Source organism: Microvirga sp. RSM25, from assembly GCF_044784385.1.
In the GTDB taxonomy this organism is placed as follows: domain Bacteria; phylum Pseudomonadota; class Alphaproteobacteria; order Rhizobiales; family Beijerinckiaceae; genus Microvirga; species Microvirga tunisiensis.
In genome coordinates this window covers 794208-815136 of the sequence record NZ_CP173039.1, presented here as the reverse complement: position 1 = coordinate 815136, position 20929 = coordinate 794208, and the positions used below count along the sequence as shown (strand labels likewise).

The window sequence follows — 20929 nt, the reverse complement described above, 5'->3', positions numbered from 1 at the left end:
GCACCGCCACGAGACCTGAGCGACAAGGCGCGAGGGCTCGGTGGCGCGTCTGATCTCCTCGATGAACCTCCCGGATTGAACCTCAGTCCCTCACGGGATGGGTGCAGCCGCTCACGCGTCAGCACCCAAGGCCAAGGAGCAAGGCGAAGGCAGCCTCCGGGCCTCGGCAGCCGCCTCGGTCCTCGACTCCCTTTCTCCCTGCTCCTCAGCCAAACAATAATTCCGTCACGCTAATATTATATTGAAATAAACACGTGACGTGATTACATTTAGCTTATTGATTAAGAGCCATTTTTGAATAATGAAGATTAAAGTTGTTTCTGGCCCTCCCGGCTGCGGGAAGACATGGGCCTTATTATCCGAGATGATTGATCGTCCAGGCCGCTACATTCTCGCATCTCCACGCATCAGCTTGATCAAGGAACGCGAGCACGACCTGAAGACTTTGGCGGCAGCCTCCGAAACGTCACCCCTCGTACGCATGATCTATAGCGGCCAGTCCCGTCCCAGGCCCGTGCCTGAGCGGATTGTTGAAGCCATCGAGAAGCACCAGGACGACGAGCACGTCATCCTGCTCATCACCCATGAAGGCATGATGAGTGCCGACCTCGACAATCTTGCCGGATGGCACGTTAAAATCGACGAGATGCCGCTGGCCGTCTTGGCGGGCAAGATGGGAGTCGAGGCTGCGGCGAGCTACTTTAAGCAGAGCTTCGGCCTTGACCCGATTCCAGGCACCCCATGGTCCAGGCTCCAGGTTCGGGATGATGCGCCGGGAACGCGATCAGTGCTACACGATGATCTCCTGGGGAAACTGGTGCCGCTCGATAAGCGGGCACGTACCGCCCAGGGCGTGTATGTGGATGTCCAGGACTGGACCGATCTGCGCCTACGCGGGCGCAAGTTGCACTGGTGGTCAGTGTGGACGCCGCTTCAGTTGCAGACTGCCGACAGCGTGACGATTGCGGGAGCCAGCTATCACCACAGCATCTTCGCCAAGGCGATAGAAGCTCTCTATCCAGGGCAGATCGAGATCGAGGACGTTCACGTCGTTGGTCGCCCCCGCCAGTCTCGGCGGGTCTTGATCCACTACTTCACGCAAGCGCATCGTGGGGCGAGCACCTTCTGGGAAGGCAAAGGCAAAGGTAAAGGTCGCGAATGCCTCGCGAAGGTATGTCGGTATCTGGAGAAGGTGTCGCTTGGCTACTGGTCAGGTAATGAAGTGGTCACGGACTACTTCTACGAGCGGCTCTCAGGCGACATGGTGTCCCCCAAGGCCGAGGGCACCAACGGCCTGATGCACCATAAATCCTGCGCCTTCATCTACAGCAGCAAAGCACTTCCAGATGACGAGCCTCTCATCAAGGTGTTCGGGTTGAACCGTGAGGAGATCGAGCGGGCGCGCGAGATCGAGGACGTTTTGCAGTTTGTATTCCGTGGAGACTTGCGGAACCCGGACGCGACCGGCGATTACAATGTCTACCTCTATGACCGGTATCAGGCCGAGGCGCTGGCCGCCTATCTTACCGAGCACGGACTGGGCACTGTCGAACTCGTTCCGGTTGAAGAAGCAGGCTTGCTCGACATGAGCCGTTCTGGCCGTGGTCGGCCCCGTTCTGAACCCGAAGACCCGCGCAGCCTGAAGGAGCGCAAGGACCAGAAGCGGGCAGATGATGCAGAGCGGCAGCAGCGCAAGCGTAGCAAAGACAAGGCTGAGGAGGAGCGTCAGGGAATTTACCGGCGGAAGCCGGGTCGTCCGACCAAGGCTTCCAAGGAACCGACGACAATCTGCGGGCAGCCGGTCACACCGCCACCATCTCCGGACAGTCCTGTTCAACCGTGATCGACCGGGCAACCCGCATGAATGAGGTCGTGCTCGCACCGGTCTCGCGGGCCGTCTGACGGATACCTCGACCCGCCATCAACGCCCGCTTGATCTGCTCGACCTTCGCATCGAACATGGGTGGACTGTCCAAGCGCTTATTGCCTTGGGCGCGGTCCAGATGAACATCCAGGTGCGAGCTACCAGCACATGATCCGAATGATGATCCGACAATCACGTGGGAGGCTTTCGAGCGCCGCCGAATGCCCTTCGCCCAGCCCAACCCGCAGCCGCCCTCGATGTAAATCCGGAAGCAAAAGGGAAAGGAAGCTCGCAACGAAGCGGTTGGCGACCTTGCTCTCGAAGACTACTCGCGAACCGAAGCCGTCTGGTGGAGACCATCCTGAATTTCCGAGAGTCTGATCCTAATCGGCCTCTTTCCTAGAACCCAGCAATCCCTGCTAAGATATAGATGGGGGTTATCGTTTGATCTCCCTCAGGAGCATGGAGTGACCTTTAGCTCTTGAGTGTTCTTTGATAGAACCGCCGCCTGAAAATTCAGTCGCTTTTCAGGCTGGGCCTGACCACATGTATGACAAGAAGGTTATTGGCGCATCATTCCTAGAACGGGATGTCATCGTCGTCAGCCGCTTCACCCTTATCATCAGGCATGTACTCAGGCAGTCCGTAAGCGCTCAATACTTCGAGAATTTGCTCTCGTGTGAACAGGCCGCGCTGTAGAATTGCCTGGAGAAATTCCTGGAAGCCTGTACTACCCCTCAAATCATTCTGCTTCTTAGACGTGGCATCCAGGACATAATGGACGTGTTCTTTTGTGATCTTGGATATTATCGGGAAAATGAGGCGCTTGTAGCGTCCGAGTGCGACGTACCAATTCGAGGACTGTGAGAATAAATCGACACACCGGGTGATGACAGTAGGCTCCTGATAGCTGCTGAGGATTTGCTCCAAATCTTCGGTCGGCATTTCGCCAATTCGGACTTCAAGGGCCGCGCGCAAATCAGAATCTGCTTAATGTCGTCTAATCCTTTCACGAATATAGACAGTTTCTCATTCTTGACGAACTCTACCAGCATGTCTCGGGTTGATTGATTGCACGAGTCCCACACTTGAGGCACCATCACGATTACTGCCAGCAGGAATTGAACAACATTCTGTTCCGGGGTGCTTTTGATCTGTTTGTTTATGTTGGAGACAATTCGAGCCTCAGCTTGGGCGGGTTGAATCTTGGCGGCTGCCGCAAGTGCGACAACGGCTTTCCGCTTCAGGTAGAGCGGATTGCCTTTCTCGACGGCTCCAAACATTAGAGCGTCGATGAAACCATTGACCAGTGAAAGGTTAGGCCGCCCGAACCCGGACTCCAGAAGCTGTATTTTGGCGCGGCCCCCATCATCTGGAAAGTAATCAGACGAGACAACGGTGACCAGGGCGGCGGTGGCCGCTTTTCCGAGAACGGGAGGTTGGCTCAATACGTGCGAAATGGCATTACGGATGTGCAGACGTGCCTGCTCCGCACTGGGCAGGTAAGGACTGCCAGCAAGATGATATGTCGGATGTGCGCATCGGTTCCTATCATCCCGAAGGCGAGACAAATCTTCGAACTGTATCTGATCCAGAAGCTCAAACTTAGATTTTGCCGTTTCCAGGATTTCCCGTTCAACTTTCAATGCACGCTGAATTCCCGTGCTGCTCCCTTGGTGAATTTCCTCATAAATCTTGCTGAGGTCCTCAGCGAATTGCTTGGCTTCATTGTTGCCTGCAATTGCGACCTCTCTAATTTTACTTATTAAGTCGTAAACGACCGCCACCCATGTCGAAGCAATGGCTGACCTATAACAAGCACTTCTGTAGGCACCCACAGCTTCGGAAATATAGCTTTTCGCTTCGTCGTTTCGGCACCGAAGGACCAGTTCATCCAGGTCTGCCAGCCGTTCCATTCTCGCCCCGCGATATTCTTGTAAACTAGGTGATCACTGGCTCGTGAGTAATGCCATTCCTTCATTTCGAACAGTAGCAACGGGTTCGTTTAGTTGATTAATCGACATCTCCTCGCACGGTCGTTGCGACCGAGAATATGAACCTGGACCTTGTGTCCCACGAGACATGCCAGCGTCACCGATCACTGCACGCTTGGAAATGGCCCAGATGCGATGGATAAATACTTCGAAGCACCAGTTTCGAGGCTCGCAATGCAATCCTGTCAAATCGACAACCATCCTGCCAAACTCAACAGGCCCGACTGCGTCGTAAATCTATCCGTCTACAAAGCAGAAAGAGACGACCTGAAAGCTATTTGTGCCAAGCACGCGCCCGTCGAGATCATCGGGGTCAAGCAGGTTCCAATCATCCCAGTCCTAGAGATCGAGGTCCTTTGCCAGGATGCCCAAACCGCCCGCGCCCTGGATGACGCATAGTGGGCCTATACCGAGACAAGCCCGCACCGTCCGCGCTCGATGGAGGAGGCGCTGATCTGGGGAGAGCAGTTCAATCCCTTCCCAAATATCCCTCGCGATTGGAAATGCTGATCGAACTTCGAAACTAAGCTGCCGGAAGGTGACACGGCAGAGATTCTTGGTAGTCCTCCCAATCAGGTCGGTTCAGGTTGATCAAACCGCTGGATATTGAACAGCGACAGATCAAGGCTGCTCGACCCATTGGTGGCGAGATCAGCCAGTGCCTCTCCAATCACGCTTGCGAACTTGAAGCCATGCCCTGAACACGGCGAGGCAACCACAACCTCCGGAGCATCGGCAAGGGTGTCGATCACAAAATGCTCGTCCGGAGTGTTGGTGAACAGGCAGGATGCAAGCCGTAGCGTCGGGCCATCGGCATCGGGGAACATATGCCGGATGCCCTTGCGAAGAGCCTCTTCATCGGCAGGTGTCGGCTCGCGGGGAAGCTCGTCGGCGTGGCCGGTCTCATGGAAGTGGTGATAGAGCCCGATCTTGAAGCCGGGGATGCCCCAGGTTGGGAACTGATAGAAGTGCCCCACCTCGCTCGAAATATTAGAGACCGGGAAATTCTCTGGCCTGAACAGGTCCGGTTTCTGCGGCAGGAACCAGCCCAGGACTTGGCGTTCCGGCACGGCTTTGGTCTTCAGCGCGGGGATGAGGTCTGAAATCCATCCGCCCGCTGACACCACGACCCGCCCTGCCTCGTAGCGATCCCGGTCGGTCACGACCACCACCCGCCCCTGGGCAGGCTCGATGGCGAGCACCTTCTCACGCCCGTGGATTTCCGCCCCAGCCGCCACGGCAAGGGAGGCGTGGGCCAGGATGGCGCGTTCCGATGCCACGAAGCCCGCGTCAGGCTGGTAGACAACGGCATACTGGTCAGGGAGCTTGTAGCCGGGGAATCGCTGCGTCGTCTCACGGGCGGTCAGCACCTCGTGAGGGAGGTCGTGCTCCCGGCACGCCATCAATGCGCCCTGGACGATCCGGCTGTCTTCCGCTCCTGCATCAATCCCGCCAGTCACGAACAGGAGTTGCTCCTTGGTAAGCTGCTCGGTCTCCCGCCAAAGCTCGTAGGCCCTACGCAGAAGCGGCACGTAGTTCGGGTGCTCGAAATATGCCAGACGGATGATCCGGTTCAGGCCGTGCGACGAGCCCATGCTGTGGCCGAGATCAAACCGCTCGATGCCCAGCACCTTCTGACCCCGGCGCGCCAAATGCCACAAGGCGGCAGAGCCCATCCCGCCTACGCCAATCACAATGGTATCAAAGCTCTTCATCCCGATGTGACCTCGTTCGCGAACATCCTGGTTCTAACTGGGCGAGTTTATCCGCTCGTGGCCCCGGCGCAACGATCCTGCACGAGGGGATCATCCATGCCATAATTGCTGGACCAGGGGCCGGTCCGACGTTTCGGGCCAGCACAGATCAGGCAATGAACGCGCAATGGTTTGATATGGCGAAACTCACCCACTCCAAGTCCGTGCCGAAAGCCATGCAGGCGACCTACGACACCATCACCGCTCTGACGGATGCGTTCTGCCGGGATCATCTGGACGATGAGTACCTTGAACTGGCGCGGGATATGGTGGCCGCGCTCTGCCGAAAGCGGCCAAGCCCAGTCTCTTCTGGCCAGCCCCGTACCTGGGCCTGTGGCATCATCTACGTGCTCGGCCAAATCAACTTTCTCTCGGACAAGTCATTCAAGCCCTACATGACCATGGCCGATGTCTGCGCTGGATTCGGGGTTGGGCAAAGTACGGCGAGCGCCAAGGCACAGGTGATCTCGCGAGCGCTCGATGCCCACCGAATGAACCCGAAATGGTTGCTGCCGAGCCGTTTGGAGAAGAACCCGCTGGTCTGGATGGCCGAGGTGAACGGCCTGCTGGTGGACCTCCGCGACATGCCACGGGAGGTTCAGGAGATTGCCTTTGAGAAGGGTATGATCCCCTATATTCCCGCTGATCGGGAACAAGGTTAGATTGTTGCTCAAAACTCATTGATCTGTGGCGCGCCTGAATGACCGACTTCCATCAACAGATTGCCGATCTCGAAGCTGACATCGACGCGCTGTCTGATGCGGCGGAGCGATGCCGGAAGAGTATGATTGTGGCACGGCTGGCGGTCATAGCTGGTGTCCTGTTGGTCGGAGCGTCTCTATCCGGGTTTGTCCGGACCGATGCCCTCATTCTCGTGATCGGGATTGCTGCGACGCTGGCCGGGATCGGCCTGCTGGGATCGAGCCGAGGCTCCTTGGAGCATATCACCAGCAAAATCCGTGCATCTGAAGCGCGCCGGGACGAGCTTATCGATGGGATGAACCTTCAGACGGTGCAGGGTGGCTAAAGGGACGGTGAAAGCCGTTTCAGGCGAAAGAGCTTGTTTGGGTGAGCGCATATAAATGACGTGGTTGTTCTCGCCCTAATATTCTTTCCACAGTCCAGGCGTCGCAATCTCCAGCAGATGGTTGTCTGGATCACGGAAGTACACGCTTACCCCGCCTCTCGGCCACTGCGTCCGCCCCTCCAGTGCGACACCTGCTTTCGTGAGATGCCGCTGCCACTCCTCCAGTTCATCCGGCGGAATCGAAAAGGCGACGTGCATGGGACCGTGGCCGTCATGGGGCGGGATGGAGCCGCCAGGGGTCTCGATGCGCTTGAGCGATCCACCTTGTGGGAAGAGGAGAAGGACACCGTTGCCACCAACATCGTAGGCCCCCATCCGGTGGTCCTCGTGAATGCAGGGCAGCCCCAGTACCTCACCATAGAAGGCCGCAGCCCTGTCGAGGTCAGCAACGTAAAGGGCGGTTTCAAGAACTCGGGTCAGCTTCGGCATACGTGGCTCCTCGCTATCGTTGAACCAACGCTGTCCTGCGCTGTGCGATGCCAATCAGACCTGGAGAAGGTTTCTAATGGCAGCGGCGAGGTCATGGGGTGAAGGGCACAGGATGGTTGCCCCTGCCTCCATCAGTTCAGTCTCATTGCCGTAGCCCCACAGGGCTCCCACGCCGGGAATGGCATGCCGCGCGGCGGCCAGCATGTCATTGGCGCGATCTCCGACCATCACCATCCGGCTGGGGTCGATTTGCTCCACCCCGATGATGTGCTCGATCAGCAGGCCCTTGTCGTCGAACTTGCCATCAGGTTCCGCTCCGTACACCCGCTCGAACAGTCGCCCCAAGCCGAAGTGCTCAATGATCCGCTCTGCAAAGCTCTGGACCTTTGCCGTACAGACGAACAAGCGCGCCGGAAGGGCATAGAGATCGGTAAGCGCCTCCTGCATCCCAGGGTAGATTGTGCCGTTAAACAGCCCATGCTCCTCGTAGTGGGCACGGTAGAGGCGGACGGCCTCCTCCACGTCCTGGTCGGGCCGGATCAGCTTCGGGAAGGAGCGCCGGGAGGGTGGGCCGACAACCCAGGTGAGGTCCTCGGCAGGTGGGCAATCCACTCCCATGCACCGTAAGGCATGCTGGTACGAGCCGATGATCCCCGGCGCAGAGTTGATGATGGTGCCGTCAAGATCAACGAGGATGGCAAACACGGAGGCTCCTGGGTCAAGGCTGGCGGTACAATGTTCCCCACCTGATGAGAACCAACCGATGGAGGCAAGCCCCTCTCAACCTTGTTTCCCAGCCCATGTCCACCCTGGATGAGGAACTCGCGGCCCTCCGTGTGGATGGCATGACGAAGAGACTAAATCGCGGGCCTGATCGCTTGCGGACCCAATCCAAGCCAGCACACCACCCAGCTTTGGCAGTCCCCTATCGGCAACGGCTGCTTTTGAGATCGGGCAACATACACCAGCAGAGAAGAATTCCGAGCAGCCTGAAACAGCGTATAATGCAGAGTGGTGCCGAAAATCTCTTCAACTGTCCGATGGAGCCGACACCATGCGCCCATCTGAACCATCATCCGAAGGTGCGGTCTTAGCTCGGCGAGAAGCTCGTGGGCCAAGAGGGCTTCCGGTTCTTGGTCATCTCGGCCACCTTGCCCGCGATCCGCTGGGCTTCTTCACGCAATGCTATCGTGAATACGGCGATGCCGTCGCCCTGCGCCTGGGCACATGGCCCATGCTTCTGATCAGTGATCCCGAGCTTGTTGAATACGTGCTCGTCAAGGATCACCGTAATTTCGTCAAGAACAGATTCTTCTGGCGTCAGGTTACGGCTGTGTTCGGCAACGGTCTCCTGACGAGTGAAGGTGACTTCTGGCACCGCCAGCGCCGTCTCGCGGCTCCCGCCTTCACAGGCCAACGGCTTGCCCGCTACGGCGAGGTGATGGTCCGACAAACTCAACGCATGCTCGCCGGGTGGGAGGTCGGACAAGAGCGTGATCTTCATGCGGACATGATGGGACTGACGCTCCGGATCGCCGCCGAGACCTTATTTGGGTCAGAGGTCGAGGAGGATATTGATGAGATCGATCATGCAGTGAATGTCCTTGCCGAGGAGATTGCCACGCGCATGGCCCGCCCCTTCGTGATCTCCGATAGCGTTCCGCTTCCTGGTCACATTCGCTACCGTCGAGGTCTGCGCAAGATTGAGCAGGTGATCGCTCGGATGATCAGCAAGCGACGCTCCCAAGGCGAGGAGACAGCCGATCTTCTCTCTATGCTGATGCAGGCTCGGGATGAGCACGGACAGCCAATGTCGGATCAGCAGCTTCGGGATGAGGCAATCACGATCTTCCTGGCAGGGCATGAGACCACCGCACTGGCGCTCTCATGGACATGGCACCTTCTAACTGAGCATCCTGATTTAGAGGAAGAACTAGCGGCTGACGTGAGTGGCACCCTGGGTGGTGCACCGGCCACAGTAGAGGACCTCCCGCGTCTTCGTTCAACGGAGCATGTGTTACTAGAGGCCATGCGGCTTTACCCGCCCGCATGGCTTATCGGGCGAGAGGCGTTGTATGACTGCGAGATCGGCGAATACGCAGTTCCAGCGGGAACCACGATCTATATGAGTCCATGGGTCATTCACCGTAGCTCCAGCTACTTCGAGGAGCCCGAGGAGTTCCAACCCGGCAGGTGGCGAGGTGACTTGGCAAAGCAGCTTCCCCGCTTTGCTTACTTTCCCTTCGGTGGCGGGCCTCGGGTCTGTATCGGCAATCGCTTTGCAATGATGGAATCAGTGTTGGTTTTCGCGACGATGGTGCAGCAGTTCAGGATCGAGCGGGTTAAAGGACACCCTGTAAGACCTTTGCCCTCCATCACTCTGCGCCCGAAAGGCGGTGTTTGGGTGAGACCATATACACGTCCCTGAGTTTGCTCACCCAGTTACATCGTGAGAGCACCCGCTTGACTAACGTGCCATTGATCACCTGAACGTACGCAGAAGTACCAAGCCCTGAAGACGCTGCTTGCGAAAACCTCGGCTCAATGGCGAGATGTAGGCTGATTCACACCAGCAGTTTCGTTGACGAAATTGGGTTCTAGGCTACCTGTTAGAAGTTTGCTCGTGCGCAAGAGCGCGCACGAGTCACTATCGCTAAAGGATGCCTGAGCGGTCATGTATCATATCGCCCTCCTTGGAGACTCAATCTTCGACAACGCAGCCTATGTTCCTGGTCAGCCTGATGTGATCCAGCAAGTGCGTGCACGGATTCCCACCAATTGGAGCGTCTCTCTCCTCGCGCGTGACGGGGCCGTAACCCGCGAGGTGCGCAACCAGCTTCGAAACCTGCCGAGCGACACCTCTAATATCGTCATTTCCGTAGGTGGAAACGATGCACTCAATGCGGCCCACGTTCTGTTCGACAGCGTTCGGTCTGTTGCAGAGGCGCTGGTGAAGCTCTCGGCTGTCCAGGAGAAGTTCGCTACAGAATATCGAGCCATGCTCGATGCTGTCATGGAGCGGCAGCTACCGACAGCGATCTGTCTGATCTATGACGGATATGCCGATTCTGAGATGCAGCAGCGCGTGAACACGACTGCCCTCTCGATGTTCAATGATGTCATGACGCGTGAGGCGTTTCGGCGTGGTCTGCCTGTCATTGACTTGCGATTGGTATGCGGTGAACCCGACGATTACGCCAATCCCATAGAACCATCCTCGAAGGGCGGCGAGAAGATTGCTGCGGCCATTGTGAACGTGGCGACACGGAACAGTACCGTGCCGAAATCACTCGTCTACACATGCTGACTGCTGGCGAGCAAGCCCTATGGCCACCAAAGCCCGACGTAACCGTTCTAGGACGGGCCACCGCTGCAACAGGTGCTTTTCCAGGCTCCGCGTTGCCCCGAAGTTCTCGCTCATGCTGACCAAAGCTTCAAAGAGCGCATCGGTCAGGATGCCAGTCGGGCTGACCGGAGGTGCAATCCTCGAATGGTTCTCGCTCCCCTGGGACGAGGCAATCCGTCGAGACTCCTCTTTTTCGGAGCGGCATCAAAGTCGGCCAGTGGTGCTCAGGTCTCAAGTCGCGGGTTATCCGGCGGGCACGAGAGCCACGGTGAGCAGCGTCCAGATTGAGCCGGTACCGTCCTTCAAGATCAGAACTCCTGATGGCCAGCTTTTCACTGTGGGTGTCGCGGAAATCATATTTGACGACGCCTGATCGCAGTCCGGTTCTGCCAAGAAAGGGCTTTGCTATCTCAGGATACCGATGAGATGTGGGGTGGAATTGTCGGCGGCATCATCTGGGTGCTTTTTCGTCCTCTTCTGAAGCCGCTTCTGATCCTCGGCCTAATCCTTTACGTCCACAACTGGCTAACCAGCGATCCGGTCGAACACTACCACCAGATGGAGCTTCGTAACCAGGAATACGATGCGGTCCAGGACCAGAAGCGCAAGGTCCTGGCTCAGGGCCTTCAGATCGTCTTCGAGAAGTATGGGGATCGCGAAGCTATCGGTACCGTCTTCAACGGAGCAATTGCGCGGGTTTCCGATCTTCAATTGAAGTGTTCGTATGAACGGCCCGACGAGGACGAGCGTTGGAGACTCACGACGCCTGTGGCCTCGACGGGTTTCATCAATCCGAACGAAAGCAAACGCATCTCGTTCTGGCTGCGTGACGCAGCCTCGGACGCGATCCCGTCTTCGTTTCTGTGCGATCCCGTGGTTCGGCTTGACGAAGGCGATCTCATGCGAGCCAACATCGTGAAGCCGAAGAACAGCGGGGACGTCCTGATTGCCCAGACGGATGTCCAGATCAATGCGCGTGTGGGAGATCGCACCAAGATCGACCGGCGCAAGATCATTGCTGAGGGGCTGATCAACAATCATTCGAACAAGGTTTTGACGGCAATCAGCCTGACGTGTGCTGGCCTCGTGAATGAGCTTGGTCAGGTGCGTACGGTGTCCGGTTACACCAACGTGTATGTGCCTCCTGGCGAGGTGAAGAGTTTCGCTTTTCAGGTTGGCCTGATGCAGGAGGAAACACCGAAGTGGGGGATTAAGGACCTCGCATGCCGGGTTCTGACGGTGCATGACTCGTGAAGCAGCGTTCAAGGTCGGATGCATAAGTGCTGAACGAGGCCAATGAAGTATGGGGATGTGAAAGGCGAATGCACTGATACATTTGCTCAGCATGCGCTATATATGATAAAAGTAATTATCATTCAGCTTAAATATACTCTCAATTAAAAGCTAATATCAGTTTTATGATTTAGTTTCATTATTCCGAAACGGAATAATTTATTTGTTGCAGCCGTTTCGAACGCCGTCTATCTAATCGCCCAGCAGCGAAGCAAGCGCAGGCATTCTTCGAACACTTTCCTAATACGAAAAACCAACGGGCGCTTTCTCCAAGCGTTCTAACAATACGCTACGCCTAATGGTTATGGGGACCAAACATGCATGAAATTTCCACAATGACACCGGGTTTTGTTCCGATTACTGTTTCGCCAATGCACGTGTTCCTCTGGAACTGCTGCAACATGATGCAGGTCTGGTTCGCGATTACTGAAGAGGACTCAGATGCAGACATTGAATTCCTGCGTGGCTATCCGGGCTACACACATCATTTTTCGTTTTTATACCGCCTGCCGAGGCCGGATAATCTCGACAACAAACTTATCGCAACAGCAATCGAGTGCGCGCAGATAAGTGCAATTGAGCTTGATGCATGGGATGGCGGCAAGTCCATTTGGGAGGCTTGGCACTTTCTACGTGAAATTGTCATTTCGGAGACATCTGACGAGGATATCCTTGAATGGAAAGAGAAATACTTACTAATAAATCCCAACATATTCGAAGTAGACACTGATAATATTAATATTATAAAAAATTCGCTCCGTCTACATGCCGACATATACATGCGCCAAGTTTTCACTCACCTGACAACTATCTAAGATTACTCTGAGGCAAACGGAAATCGTACGTGTAGCATTAGAAGTCGCAGACAATGAATAAGATGCTCTGGAGCCGCCTCTCCGTTGAATCTCGAAGATTGGGTAGCCATTCCCGGTCCCGGCTTTTTGCCGGTGCATCTTCGAGTATTTTCATTGACGATTTTTGCATTGGCTGGCGGCATGCCGCTGAACCATCTCCCTCAAGGCGTCTTGCCGCTCGGGCTTACTCGGGAGCAAGCTGCCGAACTCGTTGGGGTGTCGGTATCCACCTTCGACCGCATGGTCGTATCTGGTGAAATGCCACGCGCCCGTATGGCCAGGGGCTGCGTCCGCTGGGATGCCGTTGAACTGGCGAAAGCCTTCCGCAAGCTCCCCGCCAGGGCGGCGAGACGCGGAATACCTCAGAGGATGACGACGATTGGAAGGTCGTTGCGTGAGCAAGCAGTATACCACTGAGAAAGGCCGGAAGGGGTTCAAGACGAAAGTCAAGAACCTCGGCGGCCAACATTGCTACGTAGATTTCGACCGCTATGGCAATGCGCGCGTTTACGTCTGGAAGAAGGTGGACGGTAAGACTGGTCCCAAATTTCGCATTCGGACAGCTATTGACGATGAGACCGGGTTCCGGCGCGAGGTCGCCGATGCCCTTGACGGCAAGACAGCACTGGCAGTGGCCAAGCCGCCCGAAATGCCTGTTATCGTTCCTGCGACCCCACAAACGTGGCGCTGGCTGGTGCAGAAGTTCTTCAGGTCGGAGGCACATCTCGGCCTTGGCAGCGCCCGTTATCGTGGCATCCAGCGTTCGATCTTGGAGGCGACTTTTGATCAACCAATCAAGCCGGGATCATCCAAAAAATTTGGAGACAAGCCCATCGCTTCGCTGACAACCCAGGATTTCGAAGAGTTGAAAAAGCGGAAGCTCAGGCACATCGAAAAAGCGCACGTGGACCCAGTCACCGGGCGTACAACCTTGCACACAGTGACAGAAGGGCACGAAGCAGCCAACCGCATGCTGATCCATTGTGGCTCGGTCCTGACGTTCGCCAAAAAGGCGGGCCTCGTCTCCACTAATTTTGCCAAGGATGCGGAGCGGGTCGCCTCGTCAAACCCGAACGGCTATCACACGGTCTCGATTGAGGAGATAGAGCAGTACCGGGCTTATCATCAACCCGGCTCCGTGGCTCGCCTGTCCCTCGAACTTCTTCTATATGGCGGTCCTCGGGCGAGCGATGCCAGCAACCTCGACCTGCGGCACATCCGGCAGGTCGGCGGTCGTAAGATGATCGTCTACGAGCAGAAGAAGAACCGGCACAAGAACCCGGTTACAGCTTTCATCCCAGTAGTGCCAGCCCTCCAGGCCGTGCTCGACGAGACGCCTCGGCCTGATGGCGTGACCGCTATCGTATTCAACCAGTGGGGCAAGGCGTTCACTGAAAAGGGCTTCTCGAACCGGATGAAGAAGTGGTTCACAGAGGCGGGCCTCCCCCACTGCAACTCCCACGGCATGCGTAAGGCGTGCGTGGTACGCATGATAATGGACGATCATACGCCGTTCGAGATCATGGCGGTGACGGGCCATCGGACGATGAAAGAGATCGAGCGCTATGGTCGTCAGTACCTCCGGGAGCGGGCCGCCGAGGCCGTCTTTGACAAGTGGCTCTCGAAGCATGGCGCTGCTGGAACCACCGATGAAGCCCGGATGAAGGCCCTCACAAAGCTGCTCGAAAGCGCCAAGGACAAGATCGATGACAGTATCCTTAAGCAGGTCGAGCAGTTGCTTGCTGCCGCATGATTCGGACTGGAGGATTGTGGAATTTCCGAAGCCGCCCTATGAGGCGGCTTTTTCGTACGCCATGCGAAATACGAGGACGATTTCAGAGGCTCAAAATTGACTATGTCGAGAACGGAAGGAGGTCAAAAGTTTCCCACTCAGTTCGCTCATCCCACAAAAGTGGGAAACTTCCCGGGATCAAACCCTTGAGACATAAGGCTTTCGGAGAAGGAGTGGTGCCCAGGGGCGGAATCGAACCACCGACACTGCGATTTTCAGTCGCATGCTCTACCAACTGAGCTACCTGGGCATCCGATGCGCGGCGAAGCCGTGCGCGTCGTGGAGGGGTGTATAGTCAGACATGGATCGCATGTCCAGCGGTTCGGGCGACAAAAATTGCGGGAAATGTACTCAGGCTTCCCGGTCGTCCTCGTCCTGATCGCTTTCCTCACTCTCGACGGCTGGAATCGCGTAATTGCCCGAGAGCCAGCGGTTCAGGTCCACGTCGGCGCAGCGCTTGGAGCAGAAGGGCCGGTACTCCAGTTGGCTAGGCTTGCCGCAGATCGGGCACTTGCCGGATGAAGCCAGGGGCTTGTTTTCGTTGGCGGCGTTCATGGCTCGCCTCCTTTCCTTGCTGAATGGCAACGTGGTCGCTGACTTGCCCTCTCGCAAGCCGATCTCATGCCGGAAAGGAAGCTCAGGCCGCGTTGAGCCAGCTGAACCGGACGGGATACCCCTCCCCGTCAAGCAGGGCTGCCGCCTCGTAGAGAGGCAGGCCCACGACGTTGGAATACGAGCCGACCAGCTTGACCACGAAGGTGCCGGCGAGCCCCTGGATGGCATAGCCGCCCGCCTTGCCACGCCACTCGCCCGAGGCGAGATAGCGTTCGAACTCGTCCCGGGAGAGGCGCTTGAAGCGGACGCGGGTTTCCACCAGACGCTCACGGACGGAGTCCTTTGGCGTGATCAGACAGATGGAGGTGTAGACCCGGTGGGCGCGGCCCGAGAGCAGCCTCAGGCACGCCGCTGCCTCATCCACGAGCTCCGCCTTGGGCAGGACACGCTTGCCGACGACCACGACGGTGTCGGCGGAGAGGATGTAGGAATCCTTCAGGTCGTCGCGGGTGCGGGCGACCTTCCGGGCCACCTCCGCCTTCGAGCGGGCCAGGCGCTTGGCCAGTTCCTTGGCGCCCTCGTTCTTCAGGGGAGCCTCATCCACATCAGCCGGCAGAAGGGCATCGGGCTCAATGCCGGCCTGCTGCAGGAGAGCGAGCCGGCGTGGCGAGGCGGACGCGAGAACGAGCTTCGGACGCCAGCTGGGATTCGACACCTCTGAAGAAGACGCCACTTTTCTCTCCACGCTCCGGGATCCTTTCAGGACCCCTCAAGAACACTCACAACGTCATCAGGTTTTACACGGCGCAACATGGCACCGGGGACCGTTGAATCAAGTCGATCAAGCGACAGGCGGCGGCTCGATTCCGGACGGGGACGGCTTGTCCTCGGCATCGCTCGTGGTGTCGTGCCGGTCCAGCTTACGGTAGCGCATTACGCTGATCGGGATCGTCAGGAGAAAGACGACCGTGATCAAGCTCAGCATTTCCCAGGGGAAGCTGACGAGCAGACCGAACGCTGCGACGGACAGGACGAAGATCGGCAGAACCCACTGGCGCGGCACATATTTGCCCATCGTCTTTCCCGAGTAGGTCGGGATCGTCGAAACCATCAGAAACGCGATGCCCACCACATAGATCAGGATGACGGGCGCAACGGAGGAGTCCTGGATGGGGATGCCAAGGAAGGACAGGTAAAGCGGCAGCAGGGCGCACATGGCGCCCATGGGGGCCGCCATGCCGACGAAGAAGTTCTTCTTCCATTCGGGGCGGTTGGGATCGTCGATCATGACGTTGAACCGAGCCAGGCGAAGAGCCGCCGCGATCGCGAGCACGATGGAGCCGATCCAGCCCACCCGCCCCAGTTCGTGCAGGACGAAACTGTAGAGGATCAGCGCCGGGGTGACACCGAAATTCAGGAAGTCGGCCAGGGAATCGAGTTCAGCGCCGAACCGGGAGGTCCCCTTGAGAAGGCGGGCGATCCGCCCATCGACGCCGTCCAGGAAGGCGGCCACGATCACAGCCACGACCGCCCTCTCGTACTGCCCGTCGAAGGCCAGCCGGATGGCCCAGAGCCCCAGACAAAGGGCAATCAAGGTGATGATGTTCGGGGCGATCATCCGGAACGGAACCGGCTTGAAGAGCCGCTTGCGCGGTTCGTTCGGGTCCGGGGCGAAGGGCGGGAAAAGGTCACTCATGGCAACAACCTAGGAGGAGCCAGCCCGAGCGGCAAGCAGAGCTGGGCAGTTTGCGGGTGATGGAAGAAGCGCAAACCGCGGTGGACGGTTCCGTCCAAAGGACCCGCAGGAAGGTCTTCTCCCCTGCAGGCGCAATGATCAGCCCACCCGGTACTGGCGCGCGGGCTCGTTGGCGGTCAGGTCCGCGAGCACCGTCTCGCCGGCGACCGCCGTCTGGCCAAGGCCCACGAGCACCTGAGCATTGAGCGGCACGAAGATGTCGAGGCGGGAGCCGAACCGGATGAGGCCGAAGCGCTCGCCGGTGCTTAAGGCCTCGCCCACCTTCACGAAGGACACGATGCGGCGTGCCACGAGGCCTGCGATCTGGACCACGCCGATCTTGGCGCCCGCCGTCTCGATCACGAGGGCGTTGCGCTCGTTGTCCTCGCTCGCCTTATCGAGCTCGGCATTGAGGAAGAGGCCCGGCGTATAGAGGATCTGAGCGATCCGGCCCGTGACCGGCGAGCGGTTCACGTGGCAGTCGAACACGTTCATGAAGACCGAGATGCGGGTCATCGGCTCGGGCGGGAGGTCGAGCTCGGCCGGCGGCACGGCGGTGGTGATGAGGTTCACCCGGCCGTCGGCGGGGGAGACGACGAGGCCTTCCCGGATCGGCGTCACCCGCGGCGGATCACGGAAGAAATAGCAGACCCACACGGTCAGGATCGTGCCGATCCAACCGAGCGGCGACCACAGCCAAGCCAGGACAATCGTCGCAAACAGCGCGATCAGGATGAAGGGATAGCCCTCCTTGTGGATCGGCACGAAGATGCGGCGCATCGATTCCAGGACATCGGTCATATCGGTAAAGCCTCAGAGAGTTTGCGTGGGGATGGCAGGCGGGAGCGTTTCCGTCAACCTGCCACGCTCTCGGGGCTGCGCTCTTCCTCTTCGGCCCGCTTGAGGGTCTCGCGCGCCTGATCCGCCTCGCGCTGGCGGTTCCACATGGCGGCATAAACCCCGCCATGGGCGAGCAGGCTCGTATGATTGCCGCGCTCGACCACCCTCCCCTGGTCGAGGACGATGATCTCGTCGGCGCCAATGACTGTGGACAACCGGTGGGCGATCACCAGGGTGGTGCGGCCCCGGCTGACCCGGTCGAGGGCGTCCTGGATCTCCTTTTCGGTAAAAGTGTCCAACGCCGAGGTCGCCTCGTCGAGAACCAGGATCGGGGGGCTTTTGAGGATGGTGCGAGCGATGGCCACGCGCTGCTTCTCTCCCCCGGAGAGCTTCAGGCCGCGCTCGCCCACAGGCGTGTCATAGCCCTCCGGCAGGAGGCTGATGAAGCGGTCGATCTGGGCCAGGCGGGCGGCTTCCCTCATCTCCTCCGGGGTCGCATCCCAGCGGCCGTACTGGATGTTGTAGCCGATGGTGTCGTTGAAGAGCACCGTGTCCTGAGGGACCATGCCGATGACCTTGCGCAGGGACGCCTGCTGCACGTCGGCGATGTTCTGTCCGTCGATGAGGATGCGGCCGCTGGTGGGTTCGTAGAAGCGGAACAGCAGGCGGGAGATGGTCGACTTGCCGGCGCCCGAAGGGCCGACGATGGCCACCGTATGCCCGGCCGGAACCTCGAAGCTCACGCCCTTGAGAATGGGGCGCTCGGGTATATAGGCGAAATGCACGTCCTCGAAGCGCACAACGCCCTCGGCCACTTGGAGCGGCTTGGCGCTGGGCTTGTCCTGGATCTCCGGGTTGCGCTCGATGATCGCGAACATGTCGTCGATGTCGATGAGAGCCTGTTTGATCTCGCGATAGAGCATTCCCATGAAGTTCAGCGGAATATAGAGCTGCACCAGCATGGCGTTGACGAGCACGAAGCTGCCGATGGAGGCCCGCCCCGCCATGATGTCCCGCGCTGCCAGAACCATCACGATGGCCATGCCGATGGAAAAGATCACGGCCTGGCCCGCATTGAGCACGGCGAGCGAAGTATAGGTCTGGGTCGACGCTTTCTCGTAGCCCGCCATGGAACGGTCATAGCGGGCGGTCTCCCGCTGCTCGGCGCCGAAATACTTCACCGTCTCGTAGTTCAGGAGCGAGTCGACTGCCTTGGTGTTGGCGTCCGTATCGGAATCGTTCATCTGCTTGCGGATCGAGATCCGCCACTGGGTCGCCTTGTAGGTATAGGCGAGATAGACGACCACCATCGCGAACACGACGGCGGAATAGAGCCAGTTGAACTCCCAGGCGAGCAATCCCAGCACGAGGATGAACTCGAAGATCGTCGGGACGAGGGTGAGCACCACGAGGCGCGACAGTTCCTCGATGCCCTCGCGGCCGCGCTCCAGCACCCGGGTCAGGCCGCCGGTCTTGCGCTCCAGATGGAAGCGCAGGGACAGGCGGTGCATGTGCTCGAAGGTCTGCAACGCGAGATTGCGCACCGCATGCATGGCGACCTTGGCGAAGAGACCGTCGCGCAGCTGGGTCAATACCGCCATGAGGATGCGGGTGAGGCCGTAGATCGCGGTCAGCAGGATCGGCGCCTTCCAGATCCAGGACCCGGCTGTGGCCGCTGCCTCGGCGCCCTGGCCCGCGCCGCCGGTCGCGGCGACGAGTGCATCCGTCGCCCATTTGAAGGCGAACGGCGTCACCATGGTGACGCCCTTGGCCACCAGCAGGAGCCCGAAGGCCAGGAAGACGCGGCGCTGGAGATCGGGCCTGCCATGAGGCCAGATATAAGGCCAGAGTTTTGTCCAGATGGCTGCCAAGCCGTTGGGCTTTGGCGCCGCAACGCTCGTCGTCGGGACGGCGGTGGAGGGAGGCATACGCGAGAATCCAATCGAAATATCGGACCTCGATATAGGCGATCGGCAGGATGAATTCACCCCGAGTCTGTAATTGTTCCAGTTTACCAGGACAATCGCATGGGATCGGAGGGCTTCAGCGGGGAAAGCTTCAGTTGCTCTTCGGCCCCTGCTCGCCTGGCAGCACGAAAACCTGACCGGGATAGATCAGGTCCGGATTGCGGATCTGCTCCTGGTTCGCACCATAGATCACTGTATACCGCAAGCCCTTGCCGTAGATCCGCTGGCTGATCCGCCAGAGATTGTCGCCGCGGGACACGATGGTGGTGTTGATGTTGGGGATCACGATCGTTCCGGCACTGGCCATTTGACCTTCAGGTAAGGCGGAGGCCACCTCTCGCGAAGGCTGGGCGGATGGGCTGGTCGACTGAGGCGATGCAGGAGCCTGCGGCTGCACGGACGCCACTTGGACCGGCACGTTGAAGCCGACCTCGGCACGGGACCTGACCTGACCCGAGACCGGATCCACGTCATCGAGGCGGATCCGGTAATCGCCGGGCTTCACGCCGTTGCCGATCGAGAAGGACACCTTGCCGTCGCCGCCCGCCCCGCCGGGAGCGATGAGGCTCTCGTTGAGGTAGAGGCGCACGGTCGCTCCGGGTGCCGACAGGCCGGATACGAAGAGTTTCCCCTCCTCCGCCTCGACGGTCACGATCTTGATCTCGGGCCGCGGGGCCGATGGCCCAGGAGGAGCCGGCGGCGGAGAAACCGTCGGCGCGACGCCGGCCTGCTGCGGCCCGGGCTGAGCCGGCTGAGGCTCTGCCGGCTTGGCTTCGGCCGTCTTCGTTTCAGGCTTGGGCTCCTCGGCCACCTTTGCCGGCAGTTCGGGATTGGAGAGAACCACCGTCGGCTTGTCCGGAGCCGTCAGAGTGACGAGCGGCCGCGTCTTGGCGTCGGTGATGACGACCGTCACGCTCTGGGCGGAGCGCTGGCGGGTGCCGTCCGGGGCGATGGATTGCAGCACCACCTGATGGGAACCGGGCGGCAGGGGCGGAGGCACGATAGCGAACAGGCCCGAGGCATCGGCCGCGGCGCGGGCGTGAACCTGATCGCCCCTCAGCAATTCGATGGTCGCACCGGGAGCGGCGCGCCCTGCGATCACACTCTCGCCATCAGGCTCGACGCGCACCAAGTCGAAGGAAGGCGCGAGAGGCCCACCCTTGGATTGGGCCGGGGGAGCCTCGCTCGGAGCTGCCGGCTTGGCCGCCGCCTGCTGGCCCGATGCCGCCTGGGTCGGAGCGGATGGCTGGGCCGTCTGGGCGGGAGCGGCGTTCTGCGAGGTCCCTGGCTTGTCGGACCAGGACCAGTAAAGCACTCCGAGAAGGACTGCGACAACGGCTGCAGCGGCGGCGGCCAGCAACGCAATTGTACCTTTGATTTCCTTCGGATGCGCCATGGTGCTTTTTCTCGAACGCGGCA

The 20929-nt window shown here is 58.9% G+C and carries 21 protein-coding genes and 1 tRNA gene; 10 read left to right on the top strand and 12 right to left on the bottom strand.

Annotated elements, in window-relative coordinates; translation table 11 throughout:
- The first annotated feature begins 301 nt into the window (after positions 1 to 301).
- Entirely contained in the window at positions 302 to 1843 is a 1542-nt protein-coding gene (locus tag ACD578_RS03825; RefSeq protein WP_404291017.1) for a hypothetical protein, read from the top strand.
- On the opposite strand, the gene ACD578_RS03820 is transcribed toward ACD578_RS03825, so the two are convergent.
- From ACD578_RS03820 to solA, 3 genes are all read right to left on the bottom strand, one after another.
- Positions 1803 to 1961, bottom strand: a complete 159-nt coding sequence (locus ACD578_RS03820; RefSeq protein ID WP_404291015.1) for a hypothetical protein — start codon at positions 1959 to 1961, stop codon at positions 1803 to 1805. The genes ACD578_RS03825 and ACD578_RS03820 overlap by 41 nt on opposite strands.
- Before the next feature lie 709 nt (positions 1962 to 2670).
- Complete coding sequence (locus ACD578_RS03815) at positions 2671 to 3780, bottom strand: hypothetical protein (RefSeq protein WP_404291013.1); 1110 nt, start codon at positions 3778 to 3780, stop codon at positions 2671 to 2673.
- Between the two features lie 650 nt (positions 3781 to 4430).
- Positions 4431 to 5573 carry an N-methyl-L-tryptophan oxidase gene (gene solA / locus ACD578_RS03810; protein WP_404291011.1) on the bottom strand — a complete coding sequence of 381 codons (1143 nt, stop codon included), beginning with the start codon at positions 5571 to 5573 and terminating at the stop codon, positions 4431 to 4433.
- A 176-nt stretch (positions 5574 to 5749) separates the two neighbouring features.
- Between solA and ACD578_RS03805 the strand changes: the two genes are divergently transcribed.
- A complete protein-coding gene (locus tag ACD578_RS03805) occupies positions 5750 to 6274 on the top strand; it encodes a DUF6398 domain-containing protein (protein ID WP_404291009.1) in 525 nt (174 codons plus the stop codon).
- 38 nt (positions 6275 to 6312) lie between these two features.
- Positions 6313 to 6639: a hypothetical protein gene (locus tag ACD578_RS03800; protein ID WP_404291007.1), complete on the top strand. Its 327-nt coding sequence runs from the start codon at positions 6313 to 6315 to the stop codon at positions 6637 to 6639.
- Between the two features lie 75 nt (positions 6640 to 6714).
- Here ACD578_RS03800 and ACD578_RS03795 read toward each other — a convergent pair whose 3' ends face one another.
- Both ACD578_RS03795 and ACD578_RS03790 read right to left on the bottom strand, forming a co-directional pair.
- Positions 6715 to 7128: a VOC family protein gene (locus ACD578_RS03795; RefSeq protein ID WP_404291005.1), complete on the bottom strand. Its 414-nt coding sequence runs from the start codon at positions 7126 to 7128 to the stop codon at positions 6715 to 6717.
- Between the two features lie 54 nt (positions 7129 to 7182).
- Entirely contained in the window at positions 7183 to 7833 is a 651-nt protein-coding gene (locus tag ACD578_RS03790; RefSeq protein WP_404291003.1) for an HAD hydrolase-like protein, read from the bottom strand.
- A 349-nt stretch (positions 7834 to 8182) separates the two neighbouring features.
- On the opposite strand from ACD578_RS03790, the gene ACD578_RS03785 reads away from it, so the two are divergent.
- The 7 genes from ACD578_RS03785 (at position 8183) to ACD578_RS03755 (ending at position 14374) form a co-directional block, all read left to right on the top strand.
- A complete protein-coding gene (locus ACD578_RS03785; protein ID WP_404291001.1) occupies positions 8183 to 9556 on the top strand; it encodes a cytochrome P450 in 1374 nt (457 codons plus the stop codon).
- Between the two features lie 246 nt (positions 9557 to 9802).
- Positions 9803 to 10435 carry an SGNH/GDSL hydrolase family protein gene (locus tag ACD578_RS03780; protein ID WP_404290999.1) on the top strand — a complete coding sequence of 211 codons (633 nt, stop codon included), beginning with the start codon at positions 9803 to 9805 and terminating at the stop codon, positions 10433 to 10435.
- Between the two features lie 112 nt (positions 10436 to 10547).
- Positions 10548 to 10847 carry a hypothetical protein gene (locus ACD578_RS03775; protein WP_404290997.1) on the top strand — a complete coding sequence of 100 codons (300 nt, stop codon included), beginning with the start codon at positions 10548 to 10550 and terminating at the stop codon, positions 10845 to 10847.
- A 53-nt stretch (positions 10848 to 10900) separates the two neighbouring features.
- Positions 10901 to 11728: a hypothetical protein gene (locus tag ACD578_RS03770; protein ID WP_404290995.1), complete on the top strand. Its 828-nt coding sequence runs from the start codon at positions 10901 to 10903 to the stop codon at positions 11726 to 11728.
- A 356-nt stretch (positions 11729 to 12084) separates the two neighbouring features.
- Complete coding sequence (locus tag ACD578_RS03765; RefSeq protein ID WP_404290993.1) at positions 12085 to 12582, top strand: hypothetical protein; 498 nt, start codon at positions 12085 to 12087, stop codon at positions 12580 to 12582.
- A gap of 84 nt (positions 12583 to 12666) precedes the next feature.
- Complete coding sequence (locus ACD578_RS03760; RefSeq protein WP_404290991.1) at positions 12667 to 13038, top strand: helix-turn-helix transcriptional regulator; 372 nt, start codon at positions 12667 to 12669, stop codon at positions 13036 to 13038.
- Complete coding sequence (locus ACD578_RS03755) at positions 13016 to 14374, top strand: tyrosine-type recombinase/integrase (RefSeq protein WP_404290989.1); 1359 nt, start codon at positions 13016 to 13018, stop codon at positions 14372 to 14374. The genes ACD578_RS03760 and ACD578_RS03755 overlap by 23 nt, the downstream gene beginning before the upstream one ends.
- A 213-nt stretch (positions 14375 to 14587) precedes the next feature.
- Here the strand turns inward: ACD578_RS03755 and ACD578_RS03750 are convergent.
- From ACD578_RS03750 to ACD578_RS03720, 7 genes are all read right to left on the bottom strand, one after another.
- Positions 14588 to 14663, bottom strand: a tRNA-Phe gene (locus ACD578_RS03750).
- Between the two features lie 101 nt (positions 14664 to 14764).
- Positions 14765 to 14968 carry a DNA gyrase inhibitor YacG gene (gene yacG / locus ACD578_RS03745; protein WP_152713121.1) on the bottom strand — a complete coding sequence of 68 codons (204 nt, stop codon included), beginning with the start codon at positions 14966 to 14968 and terminating at the stop codon, positions 14765 to 14767.
- 82 nt (positions 14969 to 15050) lie between these two features.
- The gene (locus ACD578_RS03740; RefSeq protein WP_338105391.1) at positions 15051 to 15701 is read right to left on the bottom strand and encodes a Maf-like protein; all 651 of its coding nucleotides are present in this window, start codon (positions 15699 to 15701) and stop codon (positions 15051 to 15053) included.
- Positions 15702 to 15809: 108 nt separating this feature from the next.
- The gene (locus ACD578_RS03735; protein WP_404290986.1) at positions 15810 to 16664 is read right to left on the bottom strand and encodes a CDP-alcohol phosphatidyltransferase family protein; all 855 of its coding nucleotides are present in this window, start codon (positions 16662 to 16664) and stop codon (positions 15810 to 15812) included.
- A gap of 138 nt (positions 16665 to 16802) precedes the next feature.
- A complete protein-coding gene (locus ACD578_RS03730; RefSeq protein WP_152713118.1) occupies positions 16803 to 17504 on the bottom strand; it encodes a phosphatidylserine decarboxylase in 702 nt (233 codons plus the stop codon).
- Positions 17505 to 17557: 53 nt separating this feature from the next.
- Positions 17558 to 19471 carry an ABCB family ABC transporter ATP-binding protein/permease gene (locus ACD578_RS03725; RefSeq protein WP_404290983.1) on the bottom strand — a complete coding sequence of 638 codons (1914 nt, stop codon included), beginning with the start codon at positions 19469 to 19471 and terminating at the stop codon, positions 17558 to 17560.
- Between the two features lie 130 nt (positions 19472 to 19601).
- Positions 19602 to 20906 (bottom strand): LysM peptidoglycan-binding domain-containing protein, encoded by a 1305-nt coding sequence (locus ACD578_RS03720; protein ID WP_404290981.1) that lies wholly within the window; start codon positions 20904 to 20906, stop codon positions 19602 to 19604.
- Positions 20907 to 20929 lie beyond the last annotated feature (23 nt).

Excerpts from the sequence above, each read along its gene's own strand:
- ACD578_RS03825 (WP_404291017.1), top strand. The coding sequence starts at position 302 with ATGAAGATTAAAGTTGTTTCTGGCCCTCCCGGCTGCGGGAAGACATGG.
- ACD578_RS03820 (WP_404291015.1), bottom strand. The coding sequence starts at position 1,961 with ATGTTCGATGCGAAGGTCGAGCAGATCAAGCGGGCGTTGATGGCGGGT.
- ACD578_RS03815 (WP_404291013.1), bottom strand. The coding sequence starts at position 3,780 with ATGGAACGGCTGGCAGACCTGGATGAACTGGTCCTTCGGTGCCGAAAC.
- solA (WP_404291011.1), bottom strand. The coding sequence starts at position 5,573 with ATGAAGAGCTTTGATACCATTGTGATTGGCGTAGGCGGGATGGGCTCT.
- ACD578_RS03805 (WP_404291009.1), top strand. The coding sequence starts at position 5,750 with ATGGCGAAACTCACCCACTCCAAGTCCGTGCCGAAAGCCATGCAGGCG.
- ACD578_RS03800 (WP_404291007.1), top strand. The coding sequence starts at position 6,313 with ATGACCGACTTCCATCAACAGATTGCCGATCTCGAAGCTGACATCGAC.
- ACD578_RS03795 (WP_404291005.1), bottom strand. The coding sequence starts at position 7,128 with ATGCCGAAGCTGACCCGAGTTCTTGAAACCGCCCTTTACGTTGCTGAC.
- ACD578_RS03785 (WP_404291001.1), top strand. The coding sequence starts at position 8,183 with ATGCGCCCATCTGAACCATCATCCGAAGGTGCGGTCTTAGCTCGGCGA.
- ACD578_RS03780 (WP_404290999.1), top strand. The coding sequence starts at position 9,803 with ATGTATCATATCGCCCTCCTTGGAGACTCAATCTTCGACAACGCAGCC.
- ACD578_RS03775 (WP_404290997.1), top strand. The coding sequence starts at position 10,548 with ATGCTGACCAAAGCTTCAAAGAGCGCATCGGTCAGGATGCCAGTCGGG.
- ACD578_RS03770 (WP_404290995.1), top strand. The coding sequence starts at position 10,901 with ATGTGGGGTGGAATTGTCGGCGGCATCATCTGGGTGCTTTTTCGTCCT.
- ACD578_RS03765 (WP_404290993.1), top strand. The coding sequence starts at position 12,085 with ATGCATGAAATTTCCACAATGACACCGGGTTTTGTTCCGATTACTGTT.
- yacG (WP_152713121.1), bottom strand. The coding sequence starts at position 14,968 with ATGAACGCCGCCAACGAAAACAAGCCCCTGGCTTCATCCGGCAAGTGC.
- ACD578_RS03735 (WP_404290986.1), bottom strand. The coding sequence starts at position 16,664 with ATGAGTGACCTTTTCCCGCCCTTCGCCCCGGACCCGAACGAACCGCGC.
- ACD578_RS03730 (WP_152713118.1), bottom strand. The coding sequence starts at position 17,504 with ATGACCGATGTCCTGGAATCGATGCGCCGCATCTTCGTGCCGATCCAC.
- ACD578_RS03725 (WP_404290983.1), bottom strand. The coding sequence starts at position 19,471 with ATGCCTCCCTCCACCGCCGTCCCGACGACGAGCGTTGCGGCGCCAAAG.
- ACD578_RS03720 (WP_404290981.1), bottom strand. The coding sequence starts at position 20,906 with ATGGCGCATCCGAAGGAAATCAAAGGTACAATTGCGTTGCTGGCCGCC.